We start from the raw sequence: 25,563 nt of genomic DNA on the forward strand, positions 1-25,563 counted from the left end.
TTGGGGGAGATGGCGCCATGCCAAAAAAGCAAAAGATTGCGGTCGTCGGCCTTAACAATATCGGACGCATTCATTGCCGCTCCTATAAGGAGCATCCGGAAGCTGAGCTAGTCGCCGTCTGTGACCTGAACCGCGAGCTGACGGACCAAGCCGCCCGGATGTTCGGTGCGAAGGCTTACTACGATGTGTCCAGCATGCTGGAACAGGAAGACATCGATATCGTCAGTGTCGCGACGGGCGGGGTCGAGAATGGCTCGCATCATTATGCGCCGGCCATGGCGGCCATCTCCGCCGGCAAGAGCGTTTTGGTGGAAAAGCCGCTCTCCAACGACCTGGGTGAAGCGAGAGAAATGGTGAGCTTTGCCAAGGAGCAAGGCGTGCGCTTGGGGTGCAACCTGAACCATCGGTTCACCCCCATGGCGCTGAAAGCCAAGCAATGGATCGATGCCGGGGAGCTGGGCACTCTGCTTTTTGTCAACATGAAACTGACGATCGGTAACCCCAAGGAATCAAGCCCTTGGCTCCATATGCGGGCGCTGCATCCGCACTCCTTTGATGTGCTGCGGTATTTTGCAGGCGATGTGAAGCGGGTTCAAGCGTTTATGACCAAAGCTCCAGGCAGATCGGTGTGGTCCACCGCTTCGATCAATCTCGAATTCGCTTCCGGTGCGGTCGGTCATCTCATGGGGAGCTATGATATGGACAATAAGCATCCGATTGAATCCTGCGAAGTAGCCGGACAGCGGGGACGTTTTCTTTTGGATAATGTATATGAAGCGCTGACTCTATACCGGCATGGCCAGGAAGAACTTAGCGTTTACCGCAACCCTGTATTGGGCGGCTTTGCGGGGTTTGACGGCACGTTCCGCTCTCGGTTGGATACGTTCATCCGGCAAGTGCAGGCTGAAGTGCCGCCTGAGCAGATTGAAGCTTCCGGCGCGGACGGCCTGGCCGTGCAGTCGCTGATTGAAGCTGCGATTCAATCGCAGGAGAACGGCGGCAAGGTGATTGAGTTGACTGGAGCGTCTTAACGGCGAAGCGATAGGAGGAAGCGCAGCATGAATCCATTAAACAGCCCTGTCATCTGGTTTACGGGCTTATCCGGAGCAGGGAAGACAACGACCGCGCGAGCGTTGTTGAAGCGTCTGCAAGCAGCAGGCCGGCAGGTCGAGCTGCTGGACGGCGACGAGCTGCGCGCCACGATTTCCAAAGGCCTTGGCTTTAGCAGGGAAGACCGGATGGATAATATCCGGCGCATGGTGTACGTAAGCAAGCTTTTGTCACGCAATGGCGTTACGGTGCTGGTGTCGGCGATTACGCCGTACCAGGAGATGCGCGATTATGCGCGCAGCGAACTGCCTGGGTACGTGGAAGTATTCGTCGACTGTCCGCTGACGGAGTGTGAGCGCAGAGATGTGAAAGGCTTGTATGCCAAAGCGCGCGAGACGAAGCTGGCGAATTTTACAGGGATCAGCGATCCCTACGAACTGCCGGAAGCGCCAGACCTGACGGTGCGGACGGAGCTGGAAAGCTTGGAGAACAATGTGGAGCTGATTCTGAGCTATTTGGCACGAAGCGGAAGCGGGCAAAAATGGAGGGAATCGGTGTGAATATTGTTTTCGTCTCCCTCGATACGTTACGAGCTTCTCGCCTGGGATGCTACGGCTATGCCAAGCCGACATCGCCTTATATCGACCGCATCGCTTCGCAAGGTGTGCTGTTCGAGCGGGCTTATGCCGCCGACATCCCTACGGAGGCTGCGCATACGGGGATTTTCACGGGAAAGCTGGGCATCCATACCGGCATCGTTTCACACGGCTCGTCGCTAACCCATCTGCCTAAAGGCGGGAGCTGGCTGCCCGAGCTGCTGCGCAGGGAAGGTTTTACGACCGCGGCCGTCGATAATCTATATCAGTTGAAAGAATGGTTTGCACGGGGATACCGCTATTACATCAATTCGGTCGGCGGACAGCGGCATATCGACGGGAGTACCGTGAATGCCCTGGCTTTTCCGTGGATTCGTGAACATAAGCAGGAGCCATTTTTTCTATTTTTGCATTATTGGGATGCGCATACGCCTTATTTGCCCCCGAAGGAATACGTGGCTCCGTTCTACGAGCAAGGGCGTGATCCGTACGACCCTGCCAATCGCAGCATGGACGGGGCTTACAACCATCCGGCTTACCCGTTTTTTAAGCATCATCACTATGAGCATTTGGGTCCGGTAACGGATTCCGACTATATCGATGCGCTTTATGACGCGGAAGTCCGTTATCTGGACGATCGTCTTCGCGAGCTGGATCAGCTGCTCATTCAAGAAGGGCTGTACGAGGACACGCTGCTGGTCCTGTTCGGGGATCACGGTGAAAGCTTGACGGAGCATGGCATTTATTGGGACCATTGCGGGCTTTACGAAACGACGGTGCGCGTCCCGGTCATTATAAGATGGCCGAAGCGGATCGCGCCGGGCAAGCGGATCAGTGGACTTGTCCAACATGTGGACTTGATGCCGACTGTGCTGGAGGCTGCTGGGTTGTCTTTGAATCCTACGGAGCGAATCGATGGCAAGAGCCTCTGGCCTGTCATCGACGGTGCGCAGGAAGGGACGCAGGAGGCCATCTATTTAAGTGAATGTGCCTGGCAGGCTTCGCGTGGCGTCGTGACGCGCGATTATAAGTTTATTCAGACGCTGGACTCGGGTCCTTATATCCGTCCGATGCGCGAGCTGTTCGATCTCCGTGCGGATGCGGAGGAGAATGTGAATCTGGCCGACCAGCTTGTTGAGCACGCTGACCGATTCGAGCGACAGCTCGCCGGCTGGGTGGAGCAGCAGCTTGCAGGCCGGCCCGATCCGATGCGGGCACAGCTGGAGGTCGGCTTGCCGTTTCGCAATCGGATTCAGCAGATATTGCAGCAGTACGGTTTGAGCTGGGATGCATGGGTGAAGTATCCGCAGCGGGAAATTTTTGATGAGGCGGTTCTGAAGCACCGTGATGGAGCGGGGAGGTAGTGGGCGTGGGGCAGCGGGAAGCGGCGCGTCCGCATATTTTGCTGATTATGGCCGATCAGCTGCGGTATGACTGTCTCGGTTATGCGGGGATTGCGCCGGTGCATACCCCGCATCTGGATCGCTTGGCTGCCGAAGGGGTAGGGTTCGATGCGGCTTATACGCATTTTCCTGTGTGCGCGCCGGCTCGGCAGTCTTTGGGATGCGGGCAGCGGCCGGAGGTGTTCGGCGGCTTATGGAATTACAACATGGGGCTGAAGGTCGGAGCACTGGAGCCGTCGGCTTACTCGTGGGCAAGATCGCTTCAAGAGCAAGGCTACCAATGCGGTTATATCGGCAAATGGGATGTACACCCGGAGTACACACCTGTCTCCTACGGGTATGATCATTACATAGACAGTGCGGCTTTGCATCGTAAAATGGTGGCAGCGGATTATCCGGAAGTGGCGTACACCAACGGATACTTCGGTGAGCCGGACCCGCTGCCGCTGGCGCATACGTTAACCCATTTCACTGCCATGCAGGCGGAGCAGCTCCTGGAGCGATTGTCCGCGACGGGGCAGGGGCAGCCATGGCATCTTCGGGTTAACTTCAACGAGCCGCATCTGCCATGTCGGCCGGCGCAGCCTTTTGCGGACCAATATGCGCCTGCAGATGCGAAAGAATGGGAGAGCTTTACCGATTCGCTGCAAGGTAAGCCCTATATTCAATCGCAGCAGCTTCGCAATTGGGGGATCGAGACGTTCGGCTGGGAAGATTGGGCGCCGATCGTTGCCCGCTATTACGCCGTCATCAGCCAGCTTGACGATGCGGTCGGCAGGCTTCTCCAGCGGCTGGATCAGCTTGGCCTGCGGGAGGAGACGTGGGTTATTTTCACCTCGGATCATGGCGATATGTGCGGTGGACACCGGATGATGGATAAGCACTATGTGATGTACGAGGACGTCGTGAAAGTTCCGCTCATCATGCGGATGCCGGGTGTAATTCCAGCCGGACAGCGGACTGACGAGCTGGTCTATAATTTGTTGGATTTGCCGCCGACGATTATGGAGGTATGCGGGATTGCCGCGCCGGGCCAGCATGCGCTGCACGGGAGGTCGATGCTGCCGTGGATGACGGGGCAGGGGGCAGCTTTGGCGCCGGCCTTGGCGAACTCGAGAGAAGAAGTGATAGCGAGTTACAATGGCCAGCAATTCGGGTTGTATACGCAGCGCATGATTCGGACCAAAAGCTGGAAGTATGTGTGGAATTTGACCGACGTCGATGAGTTGTACGACTTGGAGGATGATCCACACGAGCTGCACAACCGGATCGGTGATCCTGCCCGGCATGAGCTGGTGCAGCAGCTGCGCAAGCGACTATACGCTGCATTGTTAAAAGACGGAGATCCTATGGTCCGCAACGAGTGGATGCAGCGGCAGCTGCTTGGCGGGCATAAAAACTGATGCCAGCGGTACGGTGCTTGAACGAAGCTGGCGAAGGAAGCGGCCGCTGTGGTGCGGCTTGCAGCTTGCGGCGTCGGCTGCTTTGGCTGCTGCATCGGCCTGCTCGCAGAGAGACTAGGCGAGGTTATCCTGCAAATTGCGCAGGATATTTTTGTTTTTGCGCAAAATTGCCGTTATTGGGCGGTAATTCTGCCAAAATTGCAAGATAATTGAATGCTGCGGCTGCTGATAGGGCCCCGAATATCCTGCCGCTTTTGCACGATAGGCTCGCTCAAACCGGAAGGTGAATTACAGAAAAAGGTCAACCCGTTCCAACGGGTTGACCTTTTTTATTCCCTAGGATTTCACTTCCACGACCCAACCAAACGGATCGGCGACAGTTCCATTTTGAATGCCGGTGAGCGTGTCATAAACCCGCTTGGACAGCTCGCCCGTCTGTCCCTGATTGATCTTCATCTGGTGCGTATCCCAGAACAGCTCACCAATCGGGGAGATAACGGCAGCAGTACCGGTTCCGAACGCTTCCTCCAGCGTGCCGTTGACATAGCTGTTATACAGCTCGTCGATCGCAAGCTTCCGCTCAACAACCGGCACACCCCAGTGCTTGAGCAGCGTAATGACCGAGTTTCTGGTGATACCGTCGAGGATACTGCCGTTCAACACAGGGGTCACGACTTCCCCGTTGATTTTGAAGAAGACGTTCATGCTGCCGACTTCTTCGATATATTTGCGTTCCACGCCGTCTAGCCACAGCACTTGCGAATAGCCTCTATCGCTAGCGACTTCCTGCGCTTTGAGTCCAGCGGCATAGTTGCCGGCTGTCTTGGCTGCACCCGTACCTCCAGGTACTGCACGCACGAAATGGTTCTCGACATTGATCTTCACCGGGTGAATGCCTTCGGCATAATAGGAGCCAACAGGAGACAGGATGATCATGAACTGGTAATTATGCGATGGAGCTACGCCCAGCGCGGCTTCTGTCGAGATAATAAACGGTCGGATATATAAAGACGTGCCCTCCGCGGACGGGATCCAATCCTGATCGACCTCCACCAACTTTTTCAGGGCATCCAACAGGAAGTTCTCGTCGATCGGCGGAATGCTTAGACGGTTGTTGGAATGATTCAGGCGCTCAAAATTTTTGCCAGGTCTAAACAACAAAATGCGGTTGTCGGAAGTACGGTACGCCTTCAGGCCTTCAAAAACCGTCTGTCCGTAATGGAACACTTTCGCGGCAGGATCCAAAGTGATCGGCTGATATGGCACGATGCGCGGGGAGTGCCACCCTTGTTCTGTTGCATAATCCATGATGAACATGTGATCTGTAAAATATTTGCCGAATCCAAGCTGATCGGGTTGTGGCTTTGTTTTCTTCGATGTGCTTAATGTGATTTCTAGGTTGTTAGTCACGGAATGTCATCTCCTTCAAAAGTCTCTCTCTATGAAACAAGCCGCCTCGACATGAGACGGGGTCCACCGTTAATGATTCTTACATTATTCTACAACAGAAGCGGGTAAAAGACTAGGCGCAGCTCGCAGTGGTTTTTTTGTACAAAAAGATGCGTCCATTTTGGATATGTATACAAAAACACACAATTTGCACATACATTTTATACACACTTTACGAATCTGTTTTAAACTCATCTTATCAGATTTTGTCGATAAATTTAGGAGACATAAGGAAGAGAGAGGAAGTCTGTCTATGCGATTGCCAAAAATGACGGTAGGAAGAAAGCTATTTGTTAGTTTTACAATTATTTTGATGCTAACCGGAGCTGTCGGATGGATGAGCTTGACCAACATGCAACGGATCCAGAGCAAAAGCGACGAGATCAGCCAAACTTGGATGCCTGGTGTTGAAGCGATCAATTCGCTTAGCTATTTAACGGAAAATGTGCAATCGTTGGATATGCAGCTTTTGATTTTGAGCGATCCAAGTCAGCTGCAGACAACAGCGACTCAAGCGCTTGCAGGGATATACAAAGTGGACGAGCAGGTGAAACAATTCGCGGGATCGCTAGGCGATGAGCAGGAGAAGCGGAATTTTGATGCCTTCCAATCGCAATGGGAGGCTTATAAAAAGTTTCATGAGCGATTCGTCGCGCTCAGCAAAGAAACTCCAGCCAACAAAGCTTCGGGCAACTGGGGGACTGAGGTGCAGGCGCTCATCGGCGATGCGGGTAAAACATTTGGGAACTTGCAAAAATATCTCGATGTTCTCGTCCAATTGGAGCATGAGGGGGCTGGTGCGGCCTCAGCGAGCAGCGCAGACATTTATCATCGCGGACAAATGAACATGATCTATGTGCTGGCAGCAGCTGTATTGCTTGGCATTATGCTGGCTACCTGGATTACATATATCATCTCCAAGCCTGTGCGGATGGTTTCCAGATCGTTACAGGAGGTATCGCTGGGGAATCTGCATGAAACTGACATGAAGGTTAAAAACCGGGATGAAATCGGCGAGCTGGTTGCTTCCTTGAACAGTATGAAGACGAATGTTAGGCAGATTTTACAGCAAATTCGCGAAGCGTCTGCGCAGGTGGCCGATTCCTCGCAATCGCTGCTCGCGCATTCCGAGCTCAGCTCACTGGCATCCAATCAGGTGGTGGAAGTCATGCATAAGGTTGCCGTCGGGGCAGAGAGCCAAGTGATGAGCTACTCGGATACATCAACGGCGATGACGGAAATGGCGACTGGCGTGCAGCGGATTGCGGAGACATCGTCCGAAGTGGCGGATATTTCGATGGAAGCTTTCCGGGAAGCAAAACAGGGGGAGCAAGATTTGCAAATGCTGATGTCCAGCATGGCGGGCATGGCAGATATCGTGCACCGGGCGCATGAGGTGATTCAACTGCTGGAAAGCCAATCGCAGGAAATTGGCGATATGATCGGCATGATCGGCGGCATCGCCAAGCAAACGAATCTGCTCGCCCTGAACGCGGCGATTGAAGCGGCGCGCGCCGGCGAAGCGGGCAAAGGCTTCCACGTTGTCGCCGGTGAAGTGCGCAAGCTTTCCGAGCAATCGGCGCAATTCGCGAGCCGCATTACGGAGATGATTGCGCTCATGCTCGGCAATACCGGAACTGCCGTGCAAACGATGGAAGACTGCTTGCAGGCCGTGGGCGAAGCCAAAGTCATGGTGCACACAGCTGAGACGTCGTTCCAGCGGATTTTTGAAGCGACGGGAAAAGTGGCGGAGTGCATTCAAGAGGTGGCGGCCGGTGCGCAGCAAATGGCGGCGACGTCCGAGGAAGTGGCCGCTTCGGTGGTGGAGACCAACGCCCATGCGCAAAATTCGTATCACTACGCTCAGCACGTAGCGGAAACAGCAGAGCAGCAGCTGTCCTCGCAGCATGGAATTACGGATTCGGCCAGCAGCTTGAATGTCATTGCGGAAGAATTGAACGCAGCGGTTGGCAAGTTCAAGTTCTAAGTTTAACGGCTGGGGCGACCACAAAGAGAAAGCCCTAACGGAAGCGAACTTCCGTTAGGGCTTTTGTGCTAACCAGCATCTTGACAGACAGCGACGGCAATCTTCGAATCCGCTGTCCCGTAATACAGCAGCCACTCTTCGTTGTGGTAGACCAAGCCTTCGACAAAGCAGACATGGTTCACTTGCCCGCTAGTTTCGTAATCTTTGTCTGGCACAAGGAAAGGGGCTGACGACCGGGCAATGACGACCGTCGGGTCCGCGAGGTCGAATAGCGCCTGCCCGGCGCAGTACGCCCCAGCGGCATAGGCGGGATCGCCATGCACCTCATCGTTGCGGCCGTTGTAAATGAGCAGGATGCCATGCTTTGTGATAACCGCTTGCGGCCCCGGCTCAACCAGCGTACTGTCAAACCGGTGCAGCCGCCTCCGCAGCACCGGAGCCAGAATCGGCTCCTCGGAATAGTCGCGAAAATCGTTCGTTTCTATAGGTTCCCAACGAATCAAATCGTCGGATGTCGCCGCATAAATATGTGACTCGCCCCAATACATCCAGTATTTGCCATTAATCTTCGTGGCAATAAACCGTTCGCCCTCCCGGCGTGTCACGATGGAGCCTGATTTGCACCAAATATCGCTGTATTTGCCGTTCAAGGCAGCGCCGAAAGCTGTGCCGTGTTTCGTCCAGGTCAGCAAATCCGGGCTTGAGGCCACACACAGCCTCGCTTTGTCGCCGTCATAGGCGGTGTACGTGAGGTAATAGATGCCGGCTTCATCCTGGGCAATTCGCGGGTCCTCACAGCCGCCTTCCCATTCCAGATGCTGGAACACATCTGGAGCGGGGGAGAGCACCGGCTCGGGCCGCTTCGCGAAATGCCGCCCATCCGCGCTGCTGGCCAGACCGATCCGGGACGTCCCGGCATGGCGGCCGACCGTATCCTCGGCCCGGTAGAGGAGGTGGACGCTGCCCTGGCGAACAACCGCCGCGGGGTTGAACACGTCTTTCTCCTCCCAGCGGACATCGCTGCCGGTAATTGGACAGACGAAGCGGTTTTGGATATCCGGTTCCAGGCATGGATTACATGCATCCGCTTTGATAAAAGGCCCTAACTGCCAACTGATGCTCTGGGTATCTTTGGTCATGGTCATGCGCGCCGCACTCCTTTATTGCTTCGCCGTGGCGAGATAAGCATCCAATTGCTTTTGATACTCGGCAATGACTTTATCGACACCGGCTGCTTTCAATTTATCCTGAGCTTGCTTAATATTTTTGTCATAGTCGGCAACCCCGGAATAGATCGGAGCCACATCGGATGTGATGACCGCTTTGACGTTGCCCATCTCCGTCTTCACCGGCGAAGCGTCGAAGAAGAAGCCGGAAGAGATGAAGTTTTTGGCATCAGGCTGAACTTCGTACAGCTTGCGGGTCGCTTTGACAATATCGCCGACGCGGATGAAGTTCAAGTTGCCGATCATCCAGTCGGCATTCGGAACGAGCGAAGCTTTGGTATCCGCATCCAGCACAGGCGTCATCCCTTTGTCGCCGGCTTTGTTATACGTTTTGCCTTCGATGCCATAGATGAAGAGGTCGTAGTTTTCTTGGTTGGCGTACAGCCAGTTCATGAATTTCACTGCGGCATCCGGGTGTTTGCTGTTGGCTGCGACGACGTTCAAGTTTTTCGCATTCGTGAAGCGATAGTGACCTTTGTCAGGATTAAATTCTTGCAAAGTAAAGTCTTCTAGCTTAGCCCCGTTCAAATATTGATCCAACTGGGTTTGTGTTGCCGAAATGGTGCCCATCGTGAAGCCCCAGTTCGCTTCATTGACCGATTTTTGCACCTGATCTTGCTTCAGCGTCAAGACGTCAGGGTTAATCAGCTTCTTTTGATAGGCTTGTCGGAAAAAGGCGCTTTCCTGTTTGAATTCATCGCTCTCGATCCAGTTCTTCGCTTTACCGTCTTTCGTAATCATGGCGATGCCATCGCGAACGTCGAACGGATAAGAGTCGAAGGTGCGGTGCAAGAAATCTTCACCCGTCGAAGAAATATGGCTCAGCGTGAACGGATATTGCGGCTTCGGCGCCGGCGCAGCGTTATACAATTTCTCCATCGCATCGAGCATTTCTTGCGGTGTTTTCACGAGCGGATTGATGCCGTACTTTTTGAAAAGGAAATCATTGGATGTAAACACGTCGACCGTAGCCGGCTCCATCCAGTTCGAAGGAATCCCATAGGTTTTGCCGTCTTTGGTTACCGCATTGAAGATATCGGTGGAGATCACCTTTTTAATGTTCGGTCCGTATTGATTAAGCTCTGCGGAGATGTCTTTCACAGCGCCCCGGGCGATATAGTTGGAAAGCGAGACTACATCGTTCATAACATGGAACATATCCAGGTCTTCGCCCGTGGACAGCATTAAATTCAGCTTCTGATCCCAGGCGGACCAATCGATATATTGTTCCTCAATTTGCACGTTGACCCCGTCAGCCAGCAGCTTTTTATTCACGGCTGCTTTCACTTCCTGCCAGCTTTTCGGTTCGGTGCCTGGAATGACGTACTTAATCGTAACCGGTTTATCCGAGGAGACGGTGCTGCCTTTGTCCGCAGTGCTTGTGGAATCAGGCTTGGTGGAACTTGCAGCAGGTTCACCGCTGTTACTCGTACAACCGGCCAATACGCAGACCAATAACAGTGTGGAAAGAATACTCAAGCTTTTCTTCAATCGAACCCTCTCCCTTAACGTTTGTTATTTTTTATATAAACCCCTAACGGAGGCCCATATCAAGATCAACCTTTGACGGATCCGATGATTAACCCTTTGACAAAGTAGCGCTGTAAAAATGGATAAAGCAGCACAATCGGCCCGATTGTCAGCACCACGGTCGCCATTTTTGTCGTTTCAGCAGGAACGGTCGCATTCAGTGCGCCGCTCGGAATCATTTTCAAAGCATCAATATTCGATTTGATTTGCAGCAGCAGATATTGAACCGGGTACAGATTTTTATTGGAGACGAGCATAATCGCATTAAACCAATCGTTCCAGTAACTAATGGCATAGAACAAGCAGATCGAAGCGAGAACAGGCACGCATAAAGGCAAATAAATTTGGAACGCGATGCGCATATCGTTGGCCCCGTCCATATAAGCGGATTCGCGCAGCTCATTGGGCAAGCTATCCATAAAATTTCGCACGAGGAACATGTTAAAAGGGTTAAACAACTGGATCGGGATAATGAGCGCCCAAATATTATCTTTCAGCCCCAGCTTCGTACACATGATGTACCATGGAACAAGCCCGGCGCTGAACAGCATCGTAATGAAAAAGTAGAGCGCCAGTCCATTGCGATACTTCACATTTTTGTTGGCCAGCGTGTAGGCGGCCATGCCTGTAATGACGACGGCGAGCACGGTGCCGATAATCGTAACGAATACGGAGACGAAGTACGCTTGCGCAAGCACGTGTCCTTGGGCGAAGACGAGCCGGTACGCATCTAGCGATAAACGGTCGGGAAATAAACTGTAGCCGTGCTTGGTGATGCTGTCTTCGCTGGAGAGCGAGACGATGACCGTCAGGAGCATGGGGAATAGGCAGATCAAAGCGAATAGCGCGATAACGACATAAATACCGAAGCTGGCGAGATTGAACGTGCTGCGTGGAGCGTAAGACGAATCGTGATGTCCAGACATCTTAATACAGCGCCCCTTCCTTATAAAATCTTCGCGTGAGCCAATTGACCAGATAGACGAGAATGAAGCCGACGACAGATTGAAAAAGGCCGATGGCAGCGGCATTCGAAGGGTCGCCGATCTGCCGCAGGGCACGGAACACATAGGTGTCGATGACGTCAGTCGTCGGGTACAAGACGCCGTTGTCGCCGATGATGGCATAGATCATGCCGAAGTCGCCATAAAAAATTTTGCCCAAGTTCAACAATGTCAAAATAGCAGCGGTAGGCGCCAGCAGCGGAAGCGTTATGCTCCTTATTTTGCGCCAGCGGGAGGCGCCGTCGATATCTGCGGATTCGTACAATGCTTGATCGATGCCGGTGATGGCGGCCAAATAAATGATCGAGCCCATGCCGGCTTCTTTCCAAATCTTCATGGCGGTAAGCAGCCAAGGCCACGCTTCCGGTTTGGAGTACCAGTTCTGCGATTCGCCGCCGAACGCTTCGATGACATGGTTCATCAAGCCGGCGTCCGTTTTGAACAGCATATACATCAAATAGCTGACAATGATCCAGGAGAGGAAGCTGGGGAAAATCATGGTGGACTGGGCGAACTTAATAAAAATCCGCTGGCGGATTTCATTGAACAAGACGGCGAGTCCGATGGCGGCAATCGTGCCAAAGAATAGAAACAAGAGATTCAGTTTGATCGTGTTGGACATGACCAGCCAGGCGTCACTGGATTTGAAAAAGAACTCAAAGTTGCGAAAGCCGATCCAATTGCTGTGGAGGATGCCTTTTTGATAATTAAACTGTTGGAAGGCAATGACCAGATACGGGTATGTCGCATAGGAGAAGATGAACACGTAAAGCACAGCTGGAAGCGCTAACAAATAAGAAAAACGATTTTTTAACAGTTCACGGATGACGTTCGGCAATTTGCTCACACCTCCTGTTTGTTGTTTTCAGCATAAATGGCGGCAGCCGTGCATGTAAATTTTAAGATTCCAATTTCGGTTGCAAATTCGGGTGATGGCTGATTTTCGAAAGTGATGGCGCGAAATAAAAAGACGATGGACCTCTGAGAGGCCACACCGTCATCTGGATTCATGGAAGTTTTCCCGGTATTGGGAAGGAGACATGCCGACATGCTTCTTAAACACGGTGGAAAAATAGGACGCCCCGGGAATGCCGACCCCTGCTCCGATCTCCGCCACAGACCCGTCCGTTGTGCCCAGCAGCCGCTTGGCCTCTTCGATGCGCAGGAGCGTTACATAATCGTTAAACGTCGTTTTCCCATAGCTCTTGAACAGCTTGCCCAAATATCCGGCAGATAGGCCGACTTGATGCGCAACCGAGTCCAACGACAGATCGGGATTATGATAATGCTGCTGGATGAAGTGTTTGACTTCATCGATGACCTTTTCATTTTTCAACATTGAGACATTGTGCCGCGTTTCTTCTAATGCGTTGACGATGTTACGGCAAAGCCCGGTAAGCAGCTCCTCCATATCCGTTAACGTCTCAGCTTGCTGGATCTCGTTCAGCCCGATATAAAAGAGCTGCACATCGATGCCCCAGCCTTCGGTCACATGCTCGAATTCCCGGGCCATCGCCAGAATCAAAAAATTCGTATATTGAATGGCCTGCATATACGTGCAGCCGGATACATAGTCGATCCAATGGCGGATTTCTGCTTGAATCGAGGCGGCATGGTGCATTTTTACCGCTTCCAGCAGCTTTCTCTCCGCTAGCGCCGGGTAGCGTTTATCCGTGTCGCGGTCATCCATCACGCGGTTGGCATCGACGATGCAATTCGTACCCAGGAATAGGCGATGGCAGATGTACTCCTGCGCAGAGCGGTAGGCATTGCTTAAGCGATCGATGGAATCGCACCAGTCGCCGATGCTGGCCGAGACCGTGATTTTATAATAAGCATGCACCGCATCTTGAATTTCCGTTAGGGATAAAAAGAGATGGTCATTGCGATCCGGATTGGCGGATTGGACGATTAGCACGATCTCATCTTCCGTGACCGTGACATCCGTTTCGATGTGCTTACTGAGTATTTCCTGGGCAATATTCCCGATGGCATAGGCGATCAATTCCCTGTCAAACGTGGAAAATGCTTGTTTAAACCGCTGCAAGCCATCGACTTTCATCACGATAACGGAGAAGAAAGGGCCTTTGAGATGGTGAGCCCATTCCTGCTCAATTTGCGCCAGCGCTGCTTTGTTGATGCCTTGTAATAAAGACAGCATCGAGCTGCTTTTCAGCACCTGGTTGGAGCGCTGCAAATTCAGCTCCAGCCGTTCGGCAGACTCCATCGTCGTTTTGAAAGCGTTCGAGAGCAGTGTGTATTCATCACTGTTGAGCAGGGAGCCTTTGTTGAGCTCCGTTCCTCGGGATTCCAACACACGGTCCAATAACGAGCGGATGGGATTATACATGGTTCCGGTCAGTAGGAGGGCGATAACGGTACCCAGCACCATCAGCAGCAGGGCAATCACCAATGTCCAGGTGCGCAGCGTATAGATATCGGACAGTAACTCGCTATAAGGCCGCACGGTGACAAAAAACCAATCCAATGTCGACGATTTTACATATGTCACCATATATTTCTGGTGATCCATCGTTTCGGCGAAGCTGCCTTGATTGTCTGATCTTTTCAAAATGGAGGCCACATAGCTCTTTCCCGAGAAATCCGCCATGAAATATTGGGGATCGGAATGGGAGATCACCTTCCCGGCTGCATCCATCACGAACGTATCGGCGTTCTGGATCGGGGTGTTGATGCTGTTGATCGTATCGCGGATATACGATTCATTCAGATCCAGAACAAGCGCTGACCTGGGAGTGTTTTTGACAGGCAGCCATTCCGGCACGATGCGAAAGGTTAGCAACCGCAATTGTTTGTTGCTGTTCTCATCATCATTCTTCTGCACTTTGCGCTGGTAAAAGCCAAAAAACTGCTTTTGCTGCTGTTTTTGCGCTTTCGCAGCGACATCCGGGTCTCGCTCCAGCCCTAACGTGTCGATGTACTCGCCGTTCGTAAAATTGTAAAGGCTGATGTTGGCGATGAACGGGTAGACGCTTTGCACTTTGGAGATGACAATGTACGCTTGCAAATTTTGTACTTTATCGACTTGATCCGCATATAAGTATGCGTTTACATGATTATCGATGAGCAGTTGGCTGACGACATCCTGAATCTGCTTGTACACGACATTGGCTGTAAAGCTGACATGTGACAGCATTTGCTGCGAGGATTTATCAATTTCTTTAACTGCTCTGGATGAAAATAACGTGTAGAGGATTGTGCTTACGATCGCGATAGAGAGCACAATGAGGAGGAAAAAAGAAATGACCAATCTGCGATAGACCCGATATTGGCGAATCCGGTTCAAGAACGTCACGTGCCGATTCCTCCGATCCGAAACAAAAGTGGAAGTAACGGATAATTCGGCGGCGCTGTCTGAATTTCCTTTTTTGGACAAGCCTTGGGCAACTACACTTAAGATTCGAAATGTGCCGGATGTTTATGCATCGGCGGTGGGCGTCACTTTTTGCAAAGATATTCATAGTGAATCTTGTTTCCTGAGGGCATTCTAAGCATAAAGACCGATGCGAGGAGGAATCCACTTGGAGCAGAAATTTGTGAGGGAGACGAGATGTTTCAAAATATCAAGGGTGTTTCCGCTGGATGTCAACAACCACGAGACGATGTTCGGCGGCAAGCTGATGTCACTGATCGATGACATTGCTTCGATCTCCGCGTCCAAGCTGTGCCGGGTTACCGCAGTTACGGCATCTACGGACTCCGTCGATTTCTTAAAGCCGATCCGGCCGACGGATTGCGTCTCTTTGGAATCGTTCGTCACCTGGACGGGAAAAACCTCGATGGAGGTGTTCGTGAAGGTGATCACGGAAAATTTGCGCTTTGGAAAGCGGGATATTGCTGCGACGTCGTTTTTAACTTTTGTGGGCATGGATGAAAGCAATAAGCCCATTCCAGTTCCGCGGATCGTGCCGGAAACCGAGGAGGAGCGCAAGCTGTACGAGACGGCAAGTCTCCGTGCGGAGATGCGCAAAACAAGGCGCGAGGAAAGCAAGAAGTTTGCCGATTATTTGGTGACGACATATCCATGGGAGTAACCGCATTTTCCAAAGAGCCAAAGAGCTAAGCAGCTTGCTAGTGCTTAGCTCTTTTTTTATCATGAACCCCGGCATTCATTTCATGTACAAAATGAACGATAAAGGAGGAAAACAGGCCGCTAGCAGGCCAATTAAAGCTCCTGCGGTTTTTTTGCCAGTGGTCCATGTCATTTTGGCGTAAACGAACGTGTAATAGGTTAAATAGAGCCCTGCGAGGACAACAATAATTTTTGTCATAACCGATTTACTCCTTCTGTTCCATATGCTGAGGATCCATTTGCTTGCCGAAGCTCTCAATTTTTACATCAAAATCAACGGTGACTTTAGCATCGGCATATTTTTTTTCCCATTCGTATGCTTCAAAAGCTTGGAGCGTGGCAAACTGCTTCCGCGCGTCCAAAAACCAGACAAAGGGCTCGGCTCGATACTCTTGCTGCGTTTTTTGAATGAGCCGCGTTGATATTTCTTTTAAGTCATTGGAGATGGCTTTGGTGAGCAAGCGTTGGTTTCCTTCATCCGTTACATAATTATTTAAACTAGGGATCGACAGCACCTGTGCTTTAATAGGAACCTTTACATGAATGACCGGAGGGTCCTTTTTGACATTGATTTGAATCTGGGTATTGCTGCTTTTGAGCAGACGGACGGTTACACGGTATTTGTTGTCGAGCGGGTCGGGATACGAGGATACGAACACATGGGAGAGCGCTTTTCTCCGCAGCAGCAGGACATGGCGCGTCTCCTCGCCAGTTAACTTGCCGATCATAACCCCATCCTTGAGGACCGCAGAACCCATGATTTGCACGGGGTCTCCCGAGATTTGCGGAATCTCTCCAGCGATATAATCATCCTCATCTTTCTTTTCCTTAGCCGCGACACGATTTGTCGTGCCATAAATGGTTAGAAACAGCTCCTCGTGTACCCTTTGCATAAAACGGTTAATGGTGGCATACGGCACATGTCCTGTGTCCCGCCATCTTTTCTGCATAAACGCATAGTACTTATGCGGCCGCGTCTCAAGCTTCGGCTTGTTGTGATGAATGAAAGTCACCGATTTCTCGTGGGAAACGATGACATTAATTTCCCGCCGCATCTCAGGATCACGCAGTGCAGCTACAATGATGTTGGGCAGCAATTTTGTTTTGGCCAACTCCTCCCCGATGACGAGTGTGCGAAGATGCGCAAAGCTGATCTTGCGAGTAACAACGCTGTTGGCCAGTTCCTTGGCTGACAGAATATCAGGGGCAGTAAAGGTGAGCGTATCGCTGGGAGGCTCATTGGGGGCATTCCCCTTATCAGTAGAACCTACCTGGGGGTTGGCGATCTGAAAAGTGACATTGACCAAGTTCTTTTCGGCAAGATCAAGACCCAGAACGACCACATAGGCTTGTTCTTCCAGTTCCAGCTTGTCCCAACAGCCGCTCAGCAGCAATGCTGCCATAGTGAAGATCAGGATAGACTTAAGCACCTGCATGTCGGAATCGCTCCTTCCAGCGGTCTACGACCCAGAGAACAAAGGGTAATGACAAGATCAAAATGGAAGAGAATTTAAGCAGCATTTCACGGAACGATGTCGTCATGATGACATTAACCGGCAGCATGCCGATCATAAAGACGAGACCGGCAAAGGGCAGCAACAAAGGCTCAAATTCGTTCATACATATCGTTTTCGCAAACAAGAGAGTACTTAAATACAGCAAGATGGAGAAATGAATCACCGTTCCAATCATCCAAAAGCCAAAAAACAAAGCTTCCACGTTCGTAATGTTTTGTCCGATATTGGCCGTGCGGGTCAGCTGATGGAACGGGTAAACCATATGCTGGATAGCCGGGTAGTCGAAAACGAAAACGTAAATGCTTACAAAAAAAGCGGTCTGTATGCAGGTGAAACCTAAACCTATTAAGGTGCTGAACTTGAAAACTTTGTAAGACTTGCTGTATGGATAGAAGGCGGCCAGCAAAATGATTTCTCCGAATATGGAGCTGTGGCTCGCGCTTTCGATCACAATTCGACCCAGACCAGGACCTGCTAGCGGATAGAGATGCATCCAGTCGCTATCCTGCCAAACAAAAATAATGAGCAAGATAATCATAATTTGAATATAAGGAATGATGAGCCAAGCCGTTCGTCCGATCGTCTCGAAGCCGCGATTCGCCACAAAGAAACAAGTGGCCATAAGAATAATAAGTAAATAAAAGATGGGGGTACGCGGATAGTACATACTGTTCACAATATCGATGTAGTTCCGGGAGTTCGCGATCGTGCCTGAAAAAATACTCAGAAATAAAGCAAATCCGATGACGGAAGCGGCATACTTGCCCATTAGACTATGAATAAGCTCAATTAAGCCTTGATTCTGGTGTTTCTTCAGCAGTCCCAGCAAAATCAGCAAGGGGATTCCGACGATGAGGCCTGATACAAGCGGGATCATCCAGGCAGCGTTTTTGCCATAGTTGAACAGGAGATCAGGTGTCGTATCCGAAAATTTAATTCCGATTGTGAACAAGACGACGGAAAGAAGCTCTCTTTTCCCCAATTTCCCATCGGATATTTTGATCATTGGCTTGAATTCCCCTCAGGCTTTTGTCCTCGCTTCTTTTGGATCGGCCATGCGGTTGATGGTCGCAGCCACATCTTCCAAACAGGAGGCCGGGTAATCAAATCTTTGGAAGAGCGCGTGTACGGAGCAAGCGGCGATAAAAACGGCACCCCGAACGATTTTAGTGAAACCAAATAGGCAAGTAATCCACTCAGAAATAAGGCAATGCCAAAGAAGCCGAGGAATGACGAGATGAACAGGACGACAAAGCGCAGCGAGCGAACGCCGAAGTTAAAGTTGAGCTCCGGAAGGGCAAACGATGACAGACCCGTCAAGGCGACGACAATAACGAGTATAGGGCTGATAATATTGGCATCTACGGCGGCCTGGCCGAGGATAAGCGCCCCGACAATCCCGATCGTCGGTCCCATAACCGTCGGGATGCGGATGCCTGCTTCCCGGACGAGTTCGAAGGCAACCTCCATAATGAGCACTTCGATTAATGCGGGAAACGGAACTCTTTCCCTTGTCGCGGCGATCGCCAGCAGCAGATCCGTCTGGATCATTTCCTCATGAAACGTGCTGACGGCTACGTAGATGGATGGCAAGAGCAGCGCGACGACCATGGCGAACAGCCTCACAAACCGGATGAAATTTCCGTACGCCCAGCGGGTATACATATCTTCGGCAGTTTGAAATAGTGCCCAGAACGTAACGGGGACGACCATCGCATACGGAGCATTTTCCATTAAGATGGCAATATGCCCTTCCAATATAAATGAACAAGCCCGATCCGGCCGCTCCGTAATGAGGGTGCTCGGGACGAGCGAGTAAGGCCGCTCTTCGATGTGCTGGGCTAATATGGAGAGCGTTTGTACCGAAGTGTCCCCGACCTCTGCGATGCGGTGTTTCACCTTTGCCACAAGCTCCGGATTGGCGACATCTTTTAAATAAATGATTGAAATCATGCTCTGGGCACGTTTGTCAATCACCATCGTTTCAAACATCAGCTTCTCATCTTTAATGTGCTTGCGGATCAAAGAGCGGTTCGCGTAGGCGGATTCCACAAACGATTCCTTCGGCCCAATGATGACATTTTCTGATTTGGGCGTGGAAATAGCACGCTTCTCGAAGCCGGGCGTATCGATGCTCAAGGCTTCGGGCATGCCTTCGAACAGGATCAATGTGCCGCCGCTGAACAACGTGTTCAGACAATCGCGAACACCCTGTAATTGGTGGCCGTTCGAGGTGGTCAGCGAGCTTTTCAGCAGCCCCAGTGCCAGATCTTCTTCGCCAGTTTGCATAAGCGCCGGATCAAGGAGCGGTTCAATAATATGCTTTTCTATCGTAGTCGTGTCCGCGGTTCCCTCGATAAACAAAATAACGGCACCCATCCGCAGTGTCGGGATAAAAAGCTCGCGGATTTTAAGCGAGATGTTCTGTGGATAGGAGAATAGGTCTTTAAAAGTTTGAACGTTAGCGGCTAAATCTGATGTCAGCATCAGCTGCTCGTCTGCCTGTGGATGATGCTGGTTGATGACCGCATGGCGAATTAATTTATTAATAAAGTTCATAGCACTTTGAGCCCCGCTGACCATGTTTTTGGATATTTTGTCCAATTGGGAAATTTTCATTCGCGATCGTTCGGCCGTTGAAAATTATGGAACCGATCCGGACGACTATTCCTTCAAGGTCAAGGCATAATAAGTTCCGGCAGTAATAGCTTGTTATTCTAAGGAGGCGTGGTAATCATGCATCAACTCGTACAGCAAATTGGCCAATGTCAGCAAATCATTTCGCAAATGATCTCGCAAACTCAGCAAGCTAACGGCATGTATCAGCAAATGAGACAGCAGGAGCTGCAAAACTCCCAGCAGCTGCAGCAGTTGGCACAGCGTGAGCAGCAAGCTGCGCAAATCATTGAGCATGCACTGCAAGGACATGCCCAGGCGCTGCAGCAAATGAATCATTGCCTGCAAATTTGCTCCCAGCTGGAGCAATCGGTGCAGCAGCAAATGATGGCCAACCAGGCTGGGCAGATGAGCTCTTATGGCAACGCTTATGGTAACCAAGGGATATCCTCTTACCAGCGCCATTAAGACGCTATTGAGCCATGCTTAAACAATATTTTGCTGAGATTATGCTAAGTGAGGACGATTCGTTGAGCGGAGCGCTGGAAAATTTGGTCAATGAAGCCGAGAACCGCTATCACACGCCTTATGTAGAGGTTTACCAAGTGATACAGCGTGGTGACGACGCGTTCACCGTCATCTTGAATATGGATTTTCCGAGCGTATAGGAAAAGATGGATGGAGGGAACCGCGGTGCAGATCCGCGGTTTCTTTATTGCTGCGACTTGGAGCTGCTCCGGGCCAAGAAGCAGGCGGTGGAAGGCGCACGGTTGAATATTTACAATGCCAACTCGGCAACTTTGTTGGAGTCACTCAAATTCGGTATTGCCGGCTATAGCGGCATCATGGCTAACTTTCATCCGGAATGCTATGTATGGCTGCTGCGCAATTGGGAGCACGCGGAAGCGGAAGCTGCCGACCATCTGAGCAGCTTCCTCACCATGTCATCCTGGATCGAGAAGCAGCTGTATCCGGTCAATGCCAAATACTATCTGATGCTCGAAGGCGTTCTGAGCAATTACCGCTGCCGAGTGAAGGATCACTCGCAGTTCTCGGCTACGGATCGACTTGAAGTGGAGCAGGTGCGCAGGTTTTCGAAGGCGATGGCCCAGCAATACGCGATTTCGTGAAAAAGGGTGCTGCAGCTCGGGCGGCACCGCTGCGGCCACTGCGTCGATTATCCTGCAAAAACAGAAGGATAATAGGGCTATATCGCTTATACCGCCGCCGATTCGTGCTGCTTATCCTGTCATAAATGCAGGATAAGCAAAAGAGGCTGTTCCCCGTCATCTTAGATGACTTGCGGGACAGCCTCTTCTCTTTGCCATTTGGCATATTTACCCACACCACACACCGATGCCGCGCAACAAGCCATGGGTGAGCATCTGGCCCGTGTCATGAGGCCAAAAGGCCGCCTTGTCGATCATCGGTGATGACGGCGGGTAGCCTTGTTGCTCGTGTACTTATTAGTCGGTAATGTTCCTCATGTAGTAAGCGATAATATCTTTCCTGCGGATAATGCCGATGAAAATGTGATTGTCGTCGACCACCGGCACAAAGTTTTGATCAGCAGCCAAAGCCAGCATATCCTCCATATCGGCGTGAATCGAAACGGACTCGTTATGAATATTTTTCTCGATATCGCAAATCGGAACTTCATGCATATTCTCGAAAGTAAGGCCGGGCTTATCTTTCAACGCCCACAGCAGGTCACCTTCGGATAAGGTGCCAACATATTTTCCTTCCTCATCGACAATGGGCAGCGCGGAATAATAGTGATTCTCCAACTGCTCCAGCGCTTCTTTCACCGAGGCGCACGAGGTGATAAAGGCGACTTTGTCTTTTGGTAATAAAAATGAGGCTACGCTCATGGTTAAAACTCCTTTCCGAAAATTTCATTATGTACATTTAACCACAACATCATTCGTTTTGAAAGAAGTTTCCAGTATTTTCAAGTCGATTCTCAGCTGTTTATGGCGTTTTTGAAAAAATATTTTGAAAATATGAATGATTCTGAAAGGAATTCATGACTCATTATGGAATTATTTTCTATATATACGAATGACAATAGGAGCCGCTCTCTTCTCACCGGGTTTATGGCGGTAAACCGCCTGGCCATATTCTAGCCATACATACATAGAGGAGGAATTTTATGAAAGCAACAAAATGGGTGTCGACTGCAGTAGCTCTAACCCTGATGGGTACCGTTGCCGTCGGCTGCGGCAGCAACGAAGCCGCTCCATCTCCATCCGCATCGCCGAGCGGTGACGCGAAAAGCACAACGGCTCCTACCGCTTCTACGGCTTCCGCCAAGCCCCAAGAAATTAAGATTAACTATCCAGCCGAACCGCCGGTCATGGATAGCTCCATTGCGACTGCAGCCGCTGCATTCACTTTTATTAGCGCATTTAATGAAGGGCTGTATCGCATTGATAAAGACGGCAAGGCTACCCCTGGTCTTGCGAAAGATTTCCCGAAAATTTCCGCTGACGGCTTAACGTACACGATAGATATTCGTGATGATGCGAACTGGTCTGACGGTCAGCCGGTGAAGGCGCAAGATTTCGTGTACGCCTACAAGCGGACTTTGGATCCTGCAACGAAAGGACAGTACAGCTTTGTTGTCGCTTGGATTAAAGGCGGCGAAGCGGTAACGAAGGCGAAAACGCCGGAAGAAGTGAAAGCGGCTCAAGATGCGCTTGGCGTCAAAGCATTGAGCGACAAGCAATTGGAGATCAAGCTGGAAAGACCGGTGGCCTTCTTTACATCGATGCTCGCTTTCGCTACGTATTTCCCGCAGCGTGAAGATATCGTGAAGAAATACGGAGACAAATTCGGTGCTGACGCCGATAAAGTGATCGGTGCCGGCCCGTTCATTTTATCCAAATGGGATCACGGTCAAAGTCTCGAGCTGGTGAAGAACGATAAATATTGGGATGCGGCTAACGTAAAACTGACAAAAGCCACGGTCAACATCGTCAAAGATACGAACACAGGCTTGAACTTGTATGAAACCGATGCGGCAGATTTGACGGAAATTACTCGCGATCAATTGAAATTGTATGCAGGCAAACCGGACAATCTATCGAATCCCGAGCTGCGCAACGCCTACATCCTGTTCCAAATTAAGAAAGTGCCGGCGCTCGCGAACAAGAAGATCCGTCAAGCGCTGGGCATGGCGATCGATCGGCAAGCGCTCGTGGATGCCGTGCTCGGCAACGGCTCGGTTCCATCCACCGGTCTAGTGCCCGCGGGCACATCGGACGGTGCTGGCGGCGATTTCCGCAAAGCAGCTGGCGATACACAGCCGAAATACGATCCCGTGAAAGCAAAGCAACTGTTCCAGGAAGGTTTGCAAGAACTGGGCATGACTGCGCTGCCGAAGATGAAGCTGAACGGCGACGACACGGAGGTTGCCAAGAAGTCGCTTGAGTTTATTTTGTCACAATGGAAGCAAAATCTTGGCTACGAGGCGGAAGCGAATCCGGTTCCTTTTGCCCTGCGGATCGATCTCTCGGCCAAGCATGACTTCGATATGGTTCTATCCTTATGGGGAGCGGACTATAACGATCCGATGACCTTCCTTGATATGTGGGTAACCGGCGGCGACTTTGACGAAGGCGACTACAGCAACCCGCAGTACGATGCTCTAGTGAAACAGGCACAAACGGAAACCGATGCTGGCAAGCGGACGAAAGCGATGGTAGACGCGGAGAAAATTCTCATGGAAGATCAGGGCGTAGCACCGCTGTACTTCCGTTCCCGGGCATTTTTGAAAAAACCAAATATTGAAGGCCTCATCATGCCATCTTTCGGTGAAGACTGGGAGTTGAAATGGACTTCGGTGAAGTAATCCGCCCGTGCTAAGTCTTGAACGATCAGCCACAATGCGACGAACCTTTGGGTTCTCTGATCTGGACCCTCTGTCAAGGACACTTGAAAAAAACTTAGTTTATATCTAGGCAGCTAACAAAAGATGATTCCTGTATTGCACGAGGCCACTGAAAAACTTGTGATTTTTACGGAACAACTGAAGAACATAAAATAAAAGACGACCATAATTCCCAGTTTTTGGGTATTGGGGCCGTCTTTTACTGTCTAGGAAAGCCTTTATAGCTGGTTGCTCACTTCATCAGTTTCAATATTCTCTTTAAGTTAACGGTAAATATCGTCATCGCCCCCTGTAACTCCATGCCAACCAGACCCGAAGATGACGCAACGTCATATCCGTGTCTATGTTTTAGTTCACTGTTCTTCGCCTCTATTTTGTAGCGTTCCTTCGCCTTTTCTTTGAAGTACTCACTTTCCTGAAAGGCGATGTGTTCAGTATGCTCGCTAGACTTAATACTCACCGAGTAGGTCTTGCTTTTTGCTCCTTCGGTGTAGCATCCCTCTTTGAACGGGCACCTCTTACACACTTCTATATTGAAGTAGTAGGTATTCTTTTGGTTATCGTTTACTCCCTTTTTCCCTGTCCGTGCCTTCTGAGTCGCCATATGGCCAGCCTTGCACACATACATGCCTGCATCTTTATTAAATTGAAATTCATCTTCTTTCTTACGCGCCCCTTGTGTAATAAGCGGATTTAGTTTTGCAATAAGTTCAATATTATTGGTTTTCGCATAAACGATATTGTCTTTTTCAGAGTAAGCTGTATCTCCGATGACGGACTTGATTTCCATGCCTGTTGCCTTGCTTTTTTCGATGAGTAATTGCAGTTGCTTTCCATCATTCTTTTCACCCGTCGTGACAATGGCAGCTGTTATGATTCGTTCCTCGGTCATGGCAAGATGGGTCTTATAGCCAAAGAACGAAGAGTCCGCGCTTTTGTGACCGACCTTTGCATCCTGATCTTCTGAAATCCGTAATTGTTGCAGGTCATCGGCAACTGTTTCTTTCAAGAAATTCAATGGTTCTTTAATTTTTGGTAATTCGCAAATACCACCTTCAGCTTCAAGAACAGCTATGAGTTTTTGACAATAGTCGATCTCGTCTTCAAGTACATTACTGGTATTCTTAACTGGGAACTTGGCTTTCAGCGACTCATCAGCTTTATAGACCGCTCTTCTTAACTTGCGTGAACGATCCAGCAAGATTTCCCGCGGGGATTTTTGGTTGTAACGGGCTTTGGTATGAGTAGCATCGACAATGATGGCTTTGCTTTTAATAATGCCCTTCTCCAATGCAATTTCAACTGTTTTACCCACGAGCATGTCAAGTAAATTCGAGTCTTTCAGTCGCAGCGTCCGAAACTTGGTTAAGGAACTAGCGTCAATCACTGGATCTTCAGGTGCCATATCAAGAAAATATTTAAACGACATGTCGTACTTCGAACGTTCGACGATGTCGTTGTCGGACAGTTCAAAAATGGCCTTCAATAGCAAGTACTTGAACATTCGGATGGGGTCGATCGCATTTCGGCCGTTGTCTAGACAGTAACGTTCCTTCAGTTCTTCATATACAAAAGAGAAGTCAACTAGTTCGTTGATTTGCCGTAACATATTGTCTTTCGGTACCACCAAGTTATAAAGTTCCAAATAAGGGCTAAAAGTCATAGATTGTTGTTTTTGAATCATTTTTTCACCTACTTGGTTTAATACCTTAATTATACAGAGAAAAGACACACCATCCTCACAAAAACTTGAGCAGGGTGTGTCTTTATCATACGAAGGACTTTTTCAGTGGCCTC

24 protein-coding genes are annotated in these 25,563 nt (G+C 50.5%); 11 read left to right on the forward strand and 13 right to left on the reverse strand.

Translation table 11 applies throughout. The features are described 5' to 3' along the window. Nucleotides 1-17 precede the first annotated feature (17 nt). From O9139_RS02355 to O9139_RS02375, 5 genes are read left to right on the forward strand one after another with little or no spacing between them, the layout of a single operon-like run. Nucleotides 18-1,031: a Gfo/Idh/MocA family protein gene (locus O9139_RS02355; RefSeq protein ID WP_270877844.1), complete on the forward strand. Its 1,014-nt coding sequence runs from the start codon at nucleotides 18-20 to the stop codon at nucleotides 1,029-1,031. A gap of 27 nt (nucleotides 1,032-1,058) precedes the next feature. After that, a complete protein-coding gene (gene cysC / locus O9139_RS02360) occupies nucleotides 1,059-1,610 on the forward strand; it encodes an adenylyl-sulfate kinase (RefSeq protein WP_270877845.1) in 552 nt (183 codons plus the stop codon). After that, nucleotides 1,607-3,010, forward strand: a complete 1,404-nt coding sequence (locus O9139_RS02365; protein ID WP_270877846.1) for a sulfatase — start codon at nucleotides 1,607-1,609, stop codon at nucleotides 3,008-3,010. The genes cysC and O9139_RS02365 overlap by 4 nt, the downstream gene beginning before the upstream one ends. A gap of 5 nt (nucleotides 3,011-3,015) precedes the next feature. Further along, entirely contained in the window at nucleotides 3,016-4,452 is a 1,437-nt protein-coding gene (locus O9139_RS02370; RefSeq protein ID WP_270877847.1) for a sulfatase-like hydrolase/transferase, read from the forward strand. 48 nt (nucleotides 4,453-4,500) lie between these two features. Further along, on the forward strand, nucleotides 4,501-4,665 hold the full coding sequence (locus O9139_RS02375) for a hypothetical protein (RefSeq protein WP_270877848.1): 165 nt from the start codon (nucleotides 4,501-4,503) through the stop codon (nucleotides 4,663-4,665). Between the two features lie 123 nt (nucleotides 4,666-4,788). On the opposite strand, the gene O9139_RS02380 is transcribed toward O9139_RS02375, so the two are convergent. Beyond that, nucleotides 4,789-5,862: a branched-chain amino acid aminotransferase gene (locus tag O9139_RS02380; protein WP_270877849.1), complete on the reverse strand. Its 1,074-nt coding sequence runs from the start codon at nucleotides 5,860-5,862 to the stop codon at nucleotides 4,789-4,791. 292 nt (nucleotides 5,863-6,154) lie between these two features. On the opposite strand from O9139_RS02380, the gene O9139_RS02385 reads away from it, so the two are divergent. Further along, the gene (locus tag O9139_RS02385) at nucleotides 6,155-7,888 is read left to right on the forward strand and encodes a methyl-accepting chemotaxis protein (RefSeq protein WP_270877850.1); all 1,734 of its coding nucleotides are present in this window, start codon (nucleotides 6,155-6,157) and stop codon (nucleotides 7,886-7,888) included. A gap of 68 nt (nucleotides 7,889-7,956) precedes the next feature. On the opposite strand, the gene O9139_RS02390 is transcribed toward O9139_RS02385, so the two are convergent. From O9139_RS02390 to O9139_RS02415, 6 genes are all read right to left on the reverse strand, one after another. Beyond that, nucleotides 7,957-9,033: a glycoside hydrolase family 130 protein gene (locus tag O9139_RS02390; RefSeq protein WP_270877851.1), complete on the reverse strand. Its 1,077-nt coding sequence runs from the start codon at nucleotides 9,031-9,033 to the stop codon at nucleotides 7,957-7,959. A gap of 15 nt (nucleotides 9,034-9,048) precedes the next feature. Then, a complete protein-coding gene (locus tag O9139_RS02395; protein WP_270877852.1) occupies nucleotides 9,049-10,605 on the reverse strand; it encodes an extracellular solute-binding protein in 1,557 nt (518 codons plus the stop codon). A 65-nt stretch (nucleotides 10,606-10,670) separates the two neighbouring features. After that, nucleotides 10,671-11,570: a carbohydrate ABC transporter permease gene (locus tag O9139_RS02400; RefSeq protein ID WP_270877853.1), complete on the reverse strand. Its 900-nt coding sequence runs from the start codon at nucleotides 11,568-11,570 to the stop codon at nucleotides 10,671-10,673. Nucleotide 11,571: 1 nt separating this feature from the next. Next, nucleotides 11,572-12,486, reverse strand: a complete 915-nt coding sequence (locus O9139_RS02405; protein WP_270877854.1) for an ABC transporter permease — start codon at nucleotides 12,484-12,486, stop codon at nucleotides 11,572-11,574. Between the two features lie 5 nt (nucleotides 12,487-12,491). Next, on the reverse strand, nucleotides 12,492-12,659 hold the full coding sequence (locus O9139_RS02410) for a hypothetical protein (RefSeq protein ID WP_270877855.1): 168 nt from the start codon (nucleotides 12,657-12,659) through the stop codon (nucleotides 12,492-12,494). Then, complete coding sequence (locus O9139_RS02415) at nucleotides 12,646-14,964, reverse strand: helix-turn-helix domain-containing protein (RefSeq protein WP_270877856.1); 2,319 nt, start codon at nucleotides 14,962-14,964, stop codon at nucleotides 12,646-12,648. The genes O9139_RS02410 and O9139_RS02415 overlap by 14 nt, the downstream gene beginning before the upstream one ends. A 226-nt stretch (nucleotides 14,965-15,190) precedes the next feature. Between O9139_RS02415 and O9139_RS02420 the strand changes: the two genes are divergently transcribed. Next, nucleotides 15,191-15,703, forward strand: a complete 513-nt coding sequence (locus O9139_RS02420; RefSeq protein ID WP_270877857.1) for an acyl-CoA thioesterase — start codon at nucleotides 15,191-15,193, stop codon at nucleotides 15,701-15,703. A gap of 75 nt (nucleotides 15,704-15,778) precedes the next feature. On the opposite strand, the gene O9139_RS02425 is transcribed toward O9139_RS02420, so the two are convergent. Genes O9139_RS02425 through O9139_RS02440 form a run of 4 tightly spaced genes read right to left on the reverse strand, consistent with a single transcriptional unit; the run spans nucleotide 15,779 to nucleotide 19,817 of the window. Next, nucleotides 15,779-15,940 carry a hypothetical protein gene (locus tag O9139_RS02425; RefSeq protein ID WP_270877858.1) on the reverse strand — a complete coding sequence of 54 codons (162 nt, stop codon included), beginning with the start codon at nucleotides 15,938-15,940 and terminating at the stop codon, nucleotides 15,779-15,781. A gap of 7 nt (nucleotides 15,941-15,947) precedes the next feature. Further along, complete coding sequence (locus O9139_RS02430; protein ID WP_270877859.1) at nucleotides 15,948-17,177, reverse strand: Ger(x)C family spore germination protein; 1,230 nt, start codon at nucleotides 17,175-17,177, stop codon at nucleotides 15,948-15,950. Beyond that, nucleotides 17,164-18,264, reverse strand: coding sequence for a GerAB/ArcD/ProY family transporter (locus tag O9139_RS02435; protein ID WP_270877860.1), 1,101 nt, complete (start codon nucleotides 18,262-18,264; stop codon nucleotides 17,164-17,166). The genes O9139_RS02430 and O9139_RS02435 overlap by 14 nt, the downstream gene beginning before the upstream one ends. After that, nucleotides 18,261-19,817: a spore germination protein gene (locus O9139_RS02440; protein WP_270877861.1), complete on the reverse strand. Its 1,557-nt coding sequence runs from the start codon at nucleotides 19,815-19,817 to the stop codon at nucleotides 18,261-18,263. The genes O9139_RS02435 and O9139_RS02440 overlap by 4 nt, the downstream gene beginning before the upstream one ends. A gap of 177 nt (nucleotides 19,818-19,994) precedes the next feature. On the opposite strand from O9139_RS02440, the gene O9139_RS02445 reads away from it, so the two are divergent. Genes O9139_RS02445 through O9139_RS02455 form a run of 3 tightly spaced genes read left to right on the forward strand, consistent with a single transcriptional unit; the run spans nucleotide 19,995 to nucleotide 21,004 of the window. Further along, a complete protein-coding gene (locus O9139_RS02445) occupies nucleotides 19,995-20,342 on the forward strand; it encodes a hypothetical protein (RefSeq protein WP_270877862.1) in 348 nt (115 codons plus the stop codon). A 14-nt stretch (nucleotides 20,343-20,356) separates the two neighbouring features. Continuing rightward, nucleotides 20,357-20,542 carry a hypothetical protein gene (locus O9139_RS02450; protein ID WP_270877863.1) on the forward strand — a complete coding sequence of 62 codons (186 nt, stop codon included), beginning with the start codon at nucleotides 20,357-20,359 and terminating at the stop codon, nucleotides 20,540-20,542. Nucleotides 20,543-20,548: 6 nt separating this feature from the next. Further along, nucleotides 20,549-21,004 carry a dihydrodipicolinate synthase family protein gene (locus O9139_RS02455; RefSeq protein WP_333742441.1) on the forward strand — a complete coding sequence of 152 codons (456 nt, stop codon included), beginning with the start codon at nucleotides 20,549-20,551 and terminating at the stop codon, nucleotides 21,002-21,004. A 336-nt stretch (nucleotides 21,005-21,340) separates the two neighbouring features. Here the strand turns inward: O9139_RS02455 and O9139_RS02460 are convergent, their stop codons facing one another. Further along, the gene (locus tag O9139_RS02460; RefSeq protein ID WP_270877864.1) at nucleotides 21,341-21,745 is read right to left on the reverse strand and encodes a CBS domain-containing protein; all 405 of its coding nucleotides are present in this window, start codon (nucleotides 21,743-21,745) and stop codon (nucleotides 21,341-21,343) included. A gap of 281 nt (nucleotides 21,746-22,026) precedes the next feature. Here O9139_RS02460 and O9139_RS02465 point away from each other — a divergent pair, with 281 nt between their 5' ends. Continuing rightward, on the forward strand, nucleotides 22,027-23,727 hold the full coding sequence (locus O9139_RS02465) for a peptide ABC transporter substrate-binding protein (RefSeq protein ID WP_270877865.1): 1,701 nt from the start codon (nucleotides 22,027-22,029) through the stop codon (nucleotides 23,725-23,727). Between the two features lie 271 nt (nucleotides 23,728-23,998). Here O9139_RS02465 and O9139_RS02470 read toward each other — a convergent pair whose 3' ends face one another. Beyond that, entirely contained in the window at nucleotides 23,999-25,450 is a 1,452-nt protein-coding gene (locus O9139_RS02470) for an IS1182 family transposase (protein ID WP_270877866.1), read from the reverse strand. Between the last annotated feature and the right edge of the window lie 113 nt (nucleotides 25,451-25,563).

Source organism: Paenibacillus aestuarii, assembly GCF_027789125.1.
GTDB lineage: Bacteria > Bacillota > Bacilli > Paenibacillales > NBRC-103111 > Paenibacillus_E > Paenibacillus_E aestuarii.

What these genes read in the sequence shown, in the direction of transcription:
- O9139_RS02355 (WP_270877844.1), top strand. Translation starts at nt 18, where the DNA reads ATGCCAAAAAAGCAAAAGATTGCGGTCGTCGGCCTTAACAATATCGGA.
- cysC (WP_270877845.1), top strand. Translation starts at nt 1,059, where the DNA reads ATGAATCCATTAAACAGCCCTGTCATCTGGTTTACGGGCTTATCCGGA.
- O9139_RS02385 (WP_270877850.1), top strand. Translation starts at nt 6,155, where the DNA reads ATGCGATTGCCAAAAATGACGGTAGGAAGAAAGCTATTTGTTAGTTTT.
- O9139_RS02390 (WP_270877851.1), bottom strand. Translation starts at nt 9,033, where the DNA reads ATGACCATGACCAAAGATACCCAGAGCATCAGTTGGCAGTTAGGGCCT.
- O9139_RS02400 (WP_270877853.1), bottom strand. Translation starts at nt 11,570, where the DNA reads ATGTCTGGACATCACGATTCGTCTTACGCTCCACGCAGCACGTTCAAT.
- O9139_RS02410 (WP_270877855.1), bottom strand. Translation starts at nt 12,659, where the DNA reads ATGAATCCAGATGACGGTGTGGCCTCTCAGAGGTCCATCGTCTTTTTA.
- O9139_RS02425 (WP_270877858.1), bottom strand. Translation starts at nt 15,940, where the DNA reads ATGACAAAAATTATTGTTGTCCTCGCAGGGCTCTATTTAACCTATTAC.
- O9139_RS02430 (WP_270877859.1), bottom strand. Translation starts at nt 17,177, where the DNA reads ATGCAGGTGCTTAAGTCTATCCTGATCTTCACTATGGCAGCATTGCTG.
- O9139_RS02435 (WP_270877860.1), bottom strand. Translation starts at nt 18,264, where the DNA reads ATGATCAAAATATCCGATGGGAAATTGGGGAAAAGAGAGCTTCTTTCC.
- O9139_RS02440 (WP_270877861.1), bottom strand. Translation starts at nt 19,817, where the DNA reads ATGAACTTTATTAATAAATTAATTCGCCATGCGGTCATCAACCAGCAT.
- O9139_RS02445 (WP_270877862.1), top strand. Translation starts at nt 19,995, where the DNA reads ATGCATCAACTCGTACAGCAAATTGGCCAATGTCAGCAAATCATTTCG.
- O9139_RS02450 (WP_270877863.1), top strand. Translation starts at nt 20,357, where the DNA reads ATGCTTAAACAATATTTTGCTGAGATTATGCTAAGTGAGGACGATTCG.
- O9139_RS02455 (WP_333742441.1), top strand. Translation starts at nt 20,549, where the DNA reads ATGGATGGAGGGAACCGCGGTGCAGATCCGCGGTTTCTTTATTGCTGC.
- O9139_RS02460 (WP_270877864.1), bottom strand. Translation starts at nt 21,745, where the DNA reads ATGAGCGTAGCCTCATTTTTATTACCAAAAGACAAAGTCGCCTTTATC.
- O9139_RS02465 (WP_270877865.1), top strand. Translation starts at nt 22,027, where the DNA reads ATGAAAGCAACAAAATGGGTGTCGACTGCAGTAGCTCTAACCCTGATG.
- O9139_RS02470 (WP_270877866.1), bottom strand. Translation starts at nt 25,450, where the DNA reads ATGATTCAAAAACAACAATCTATGACTTTTAGCCCTTATTTGGAACTT.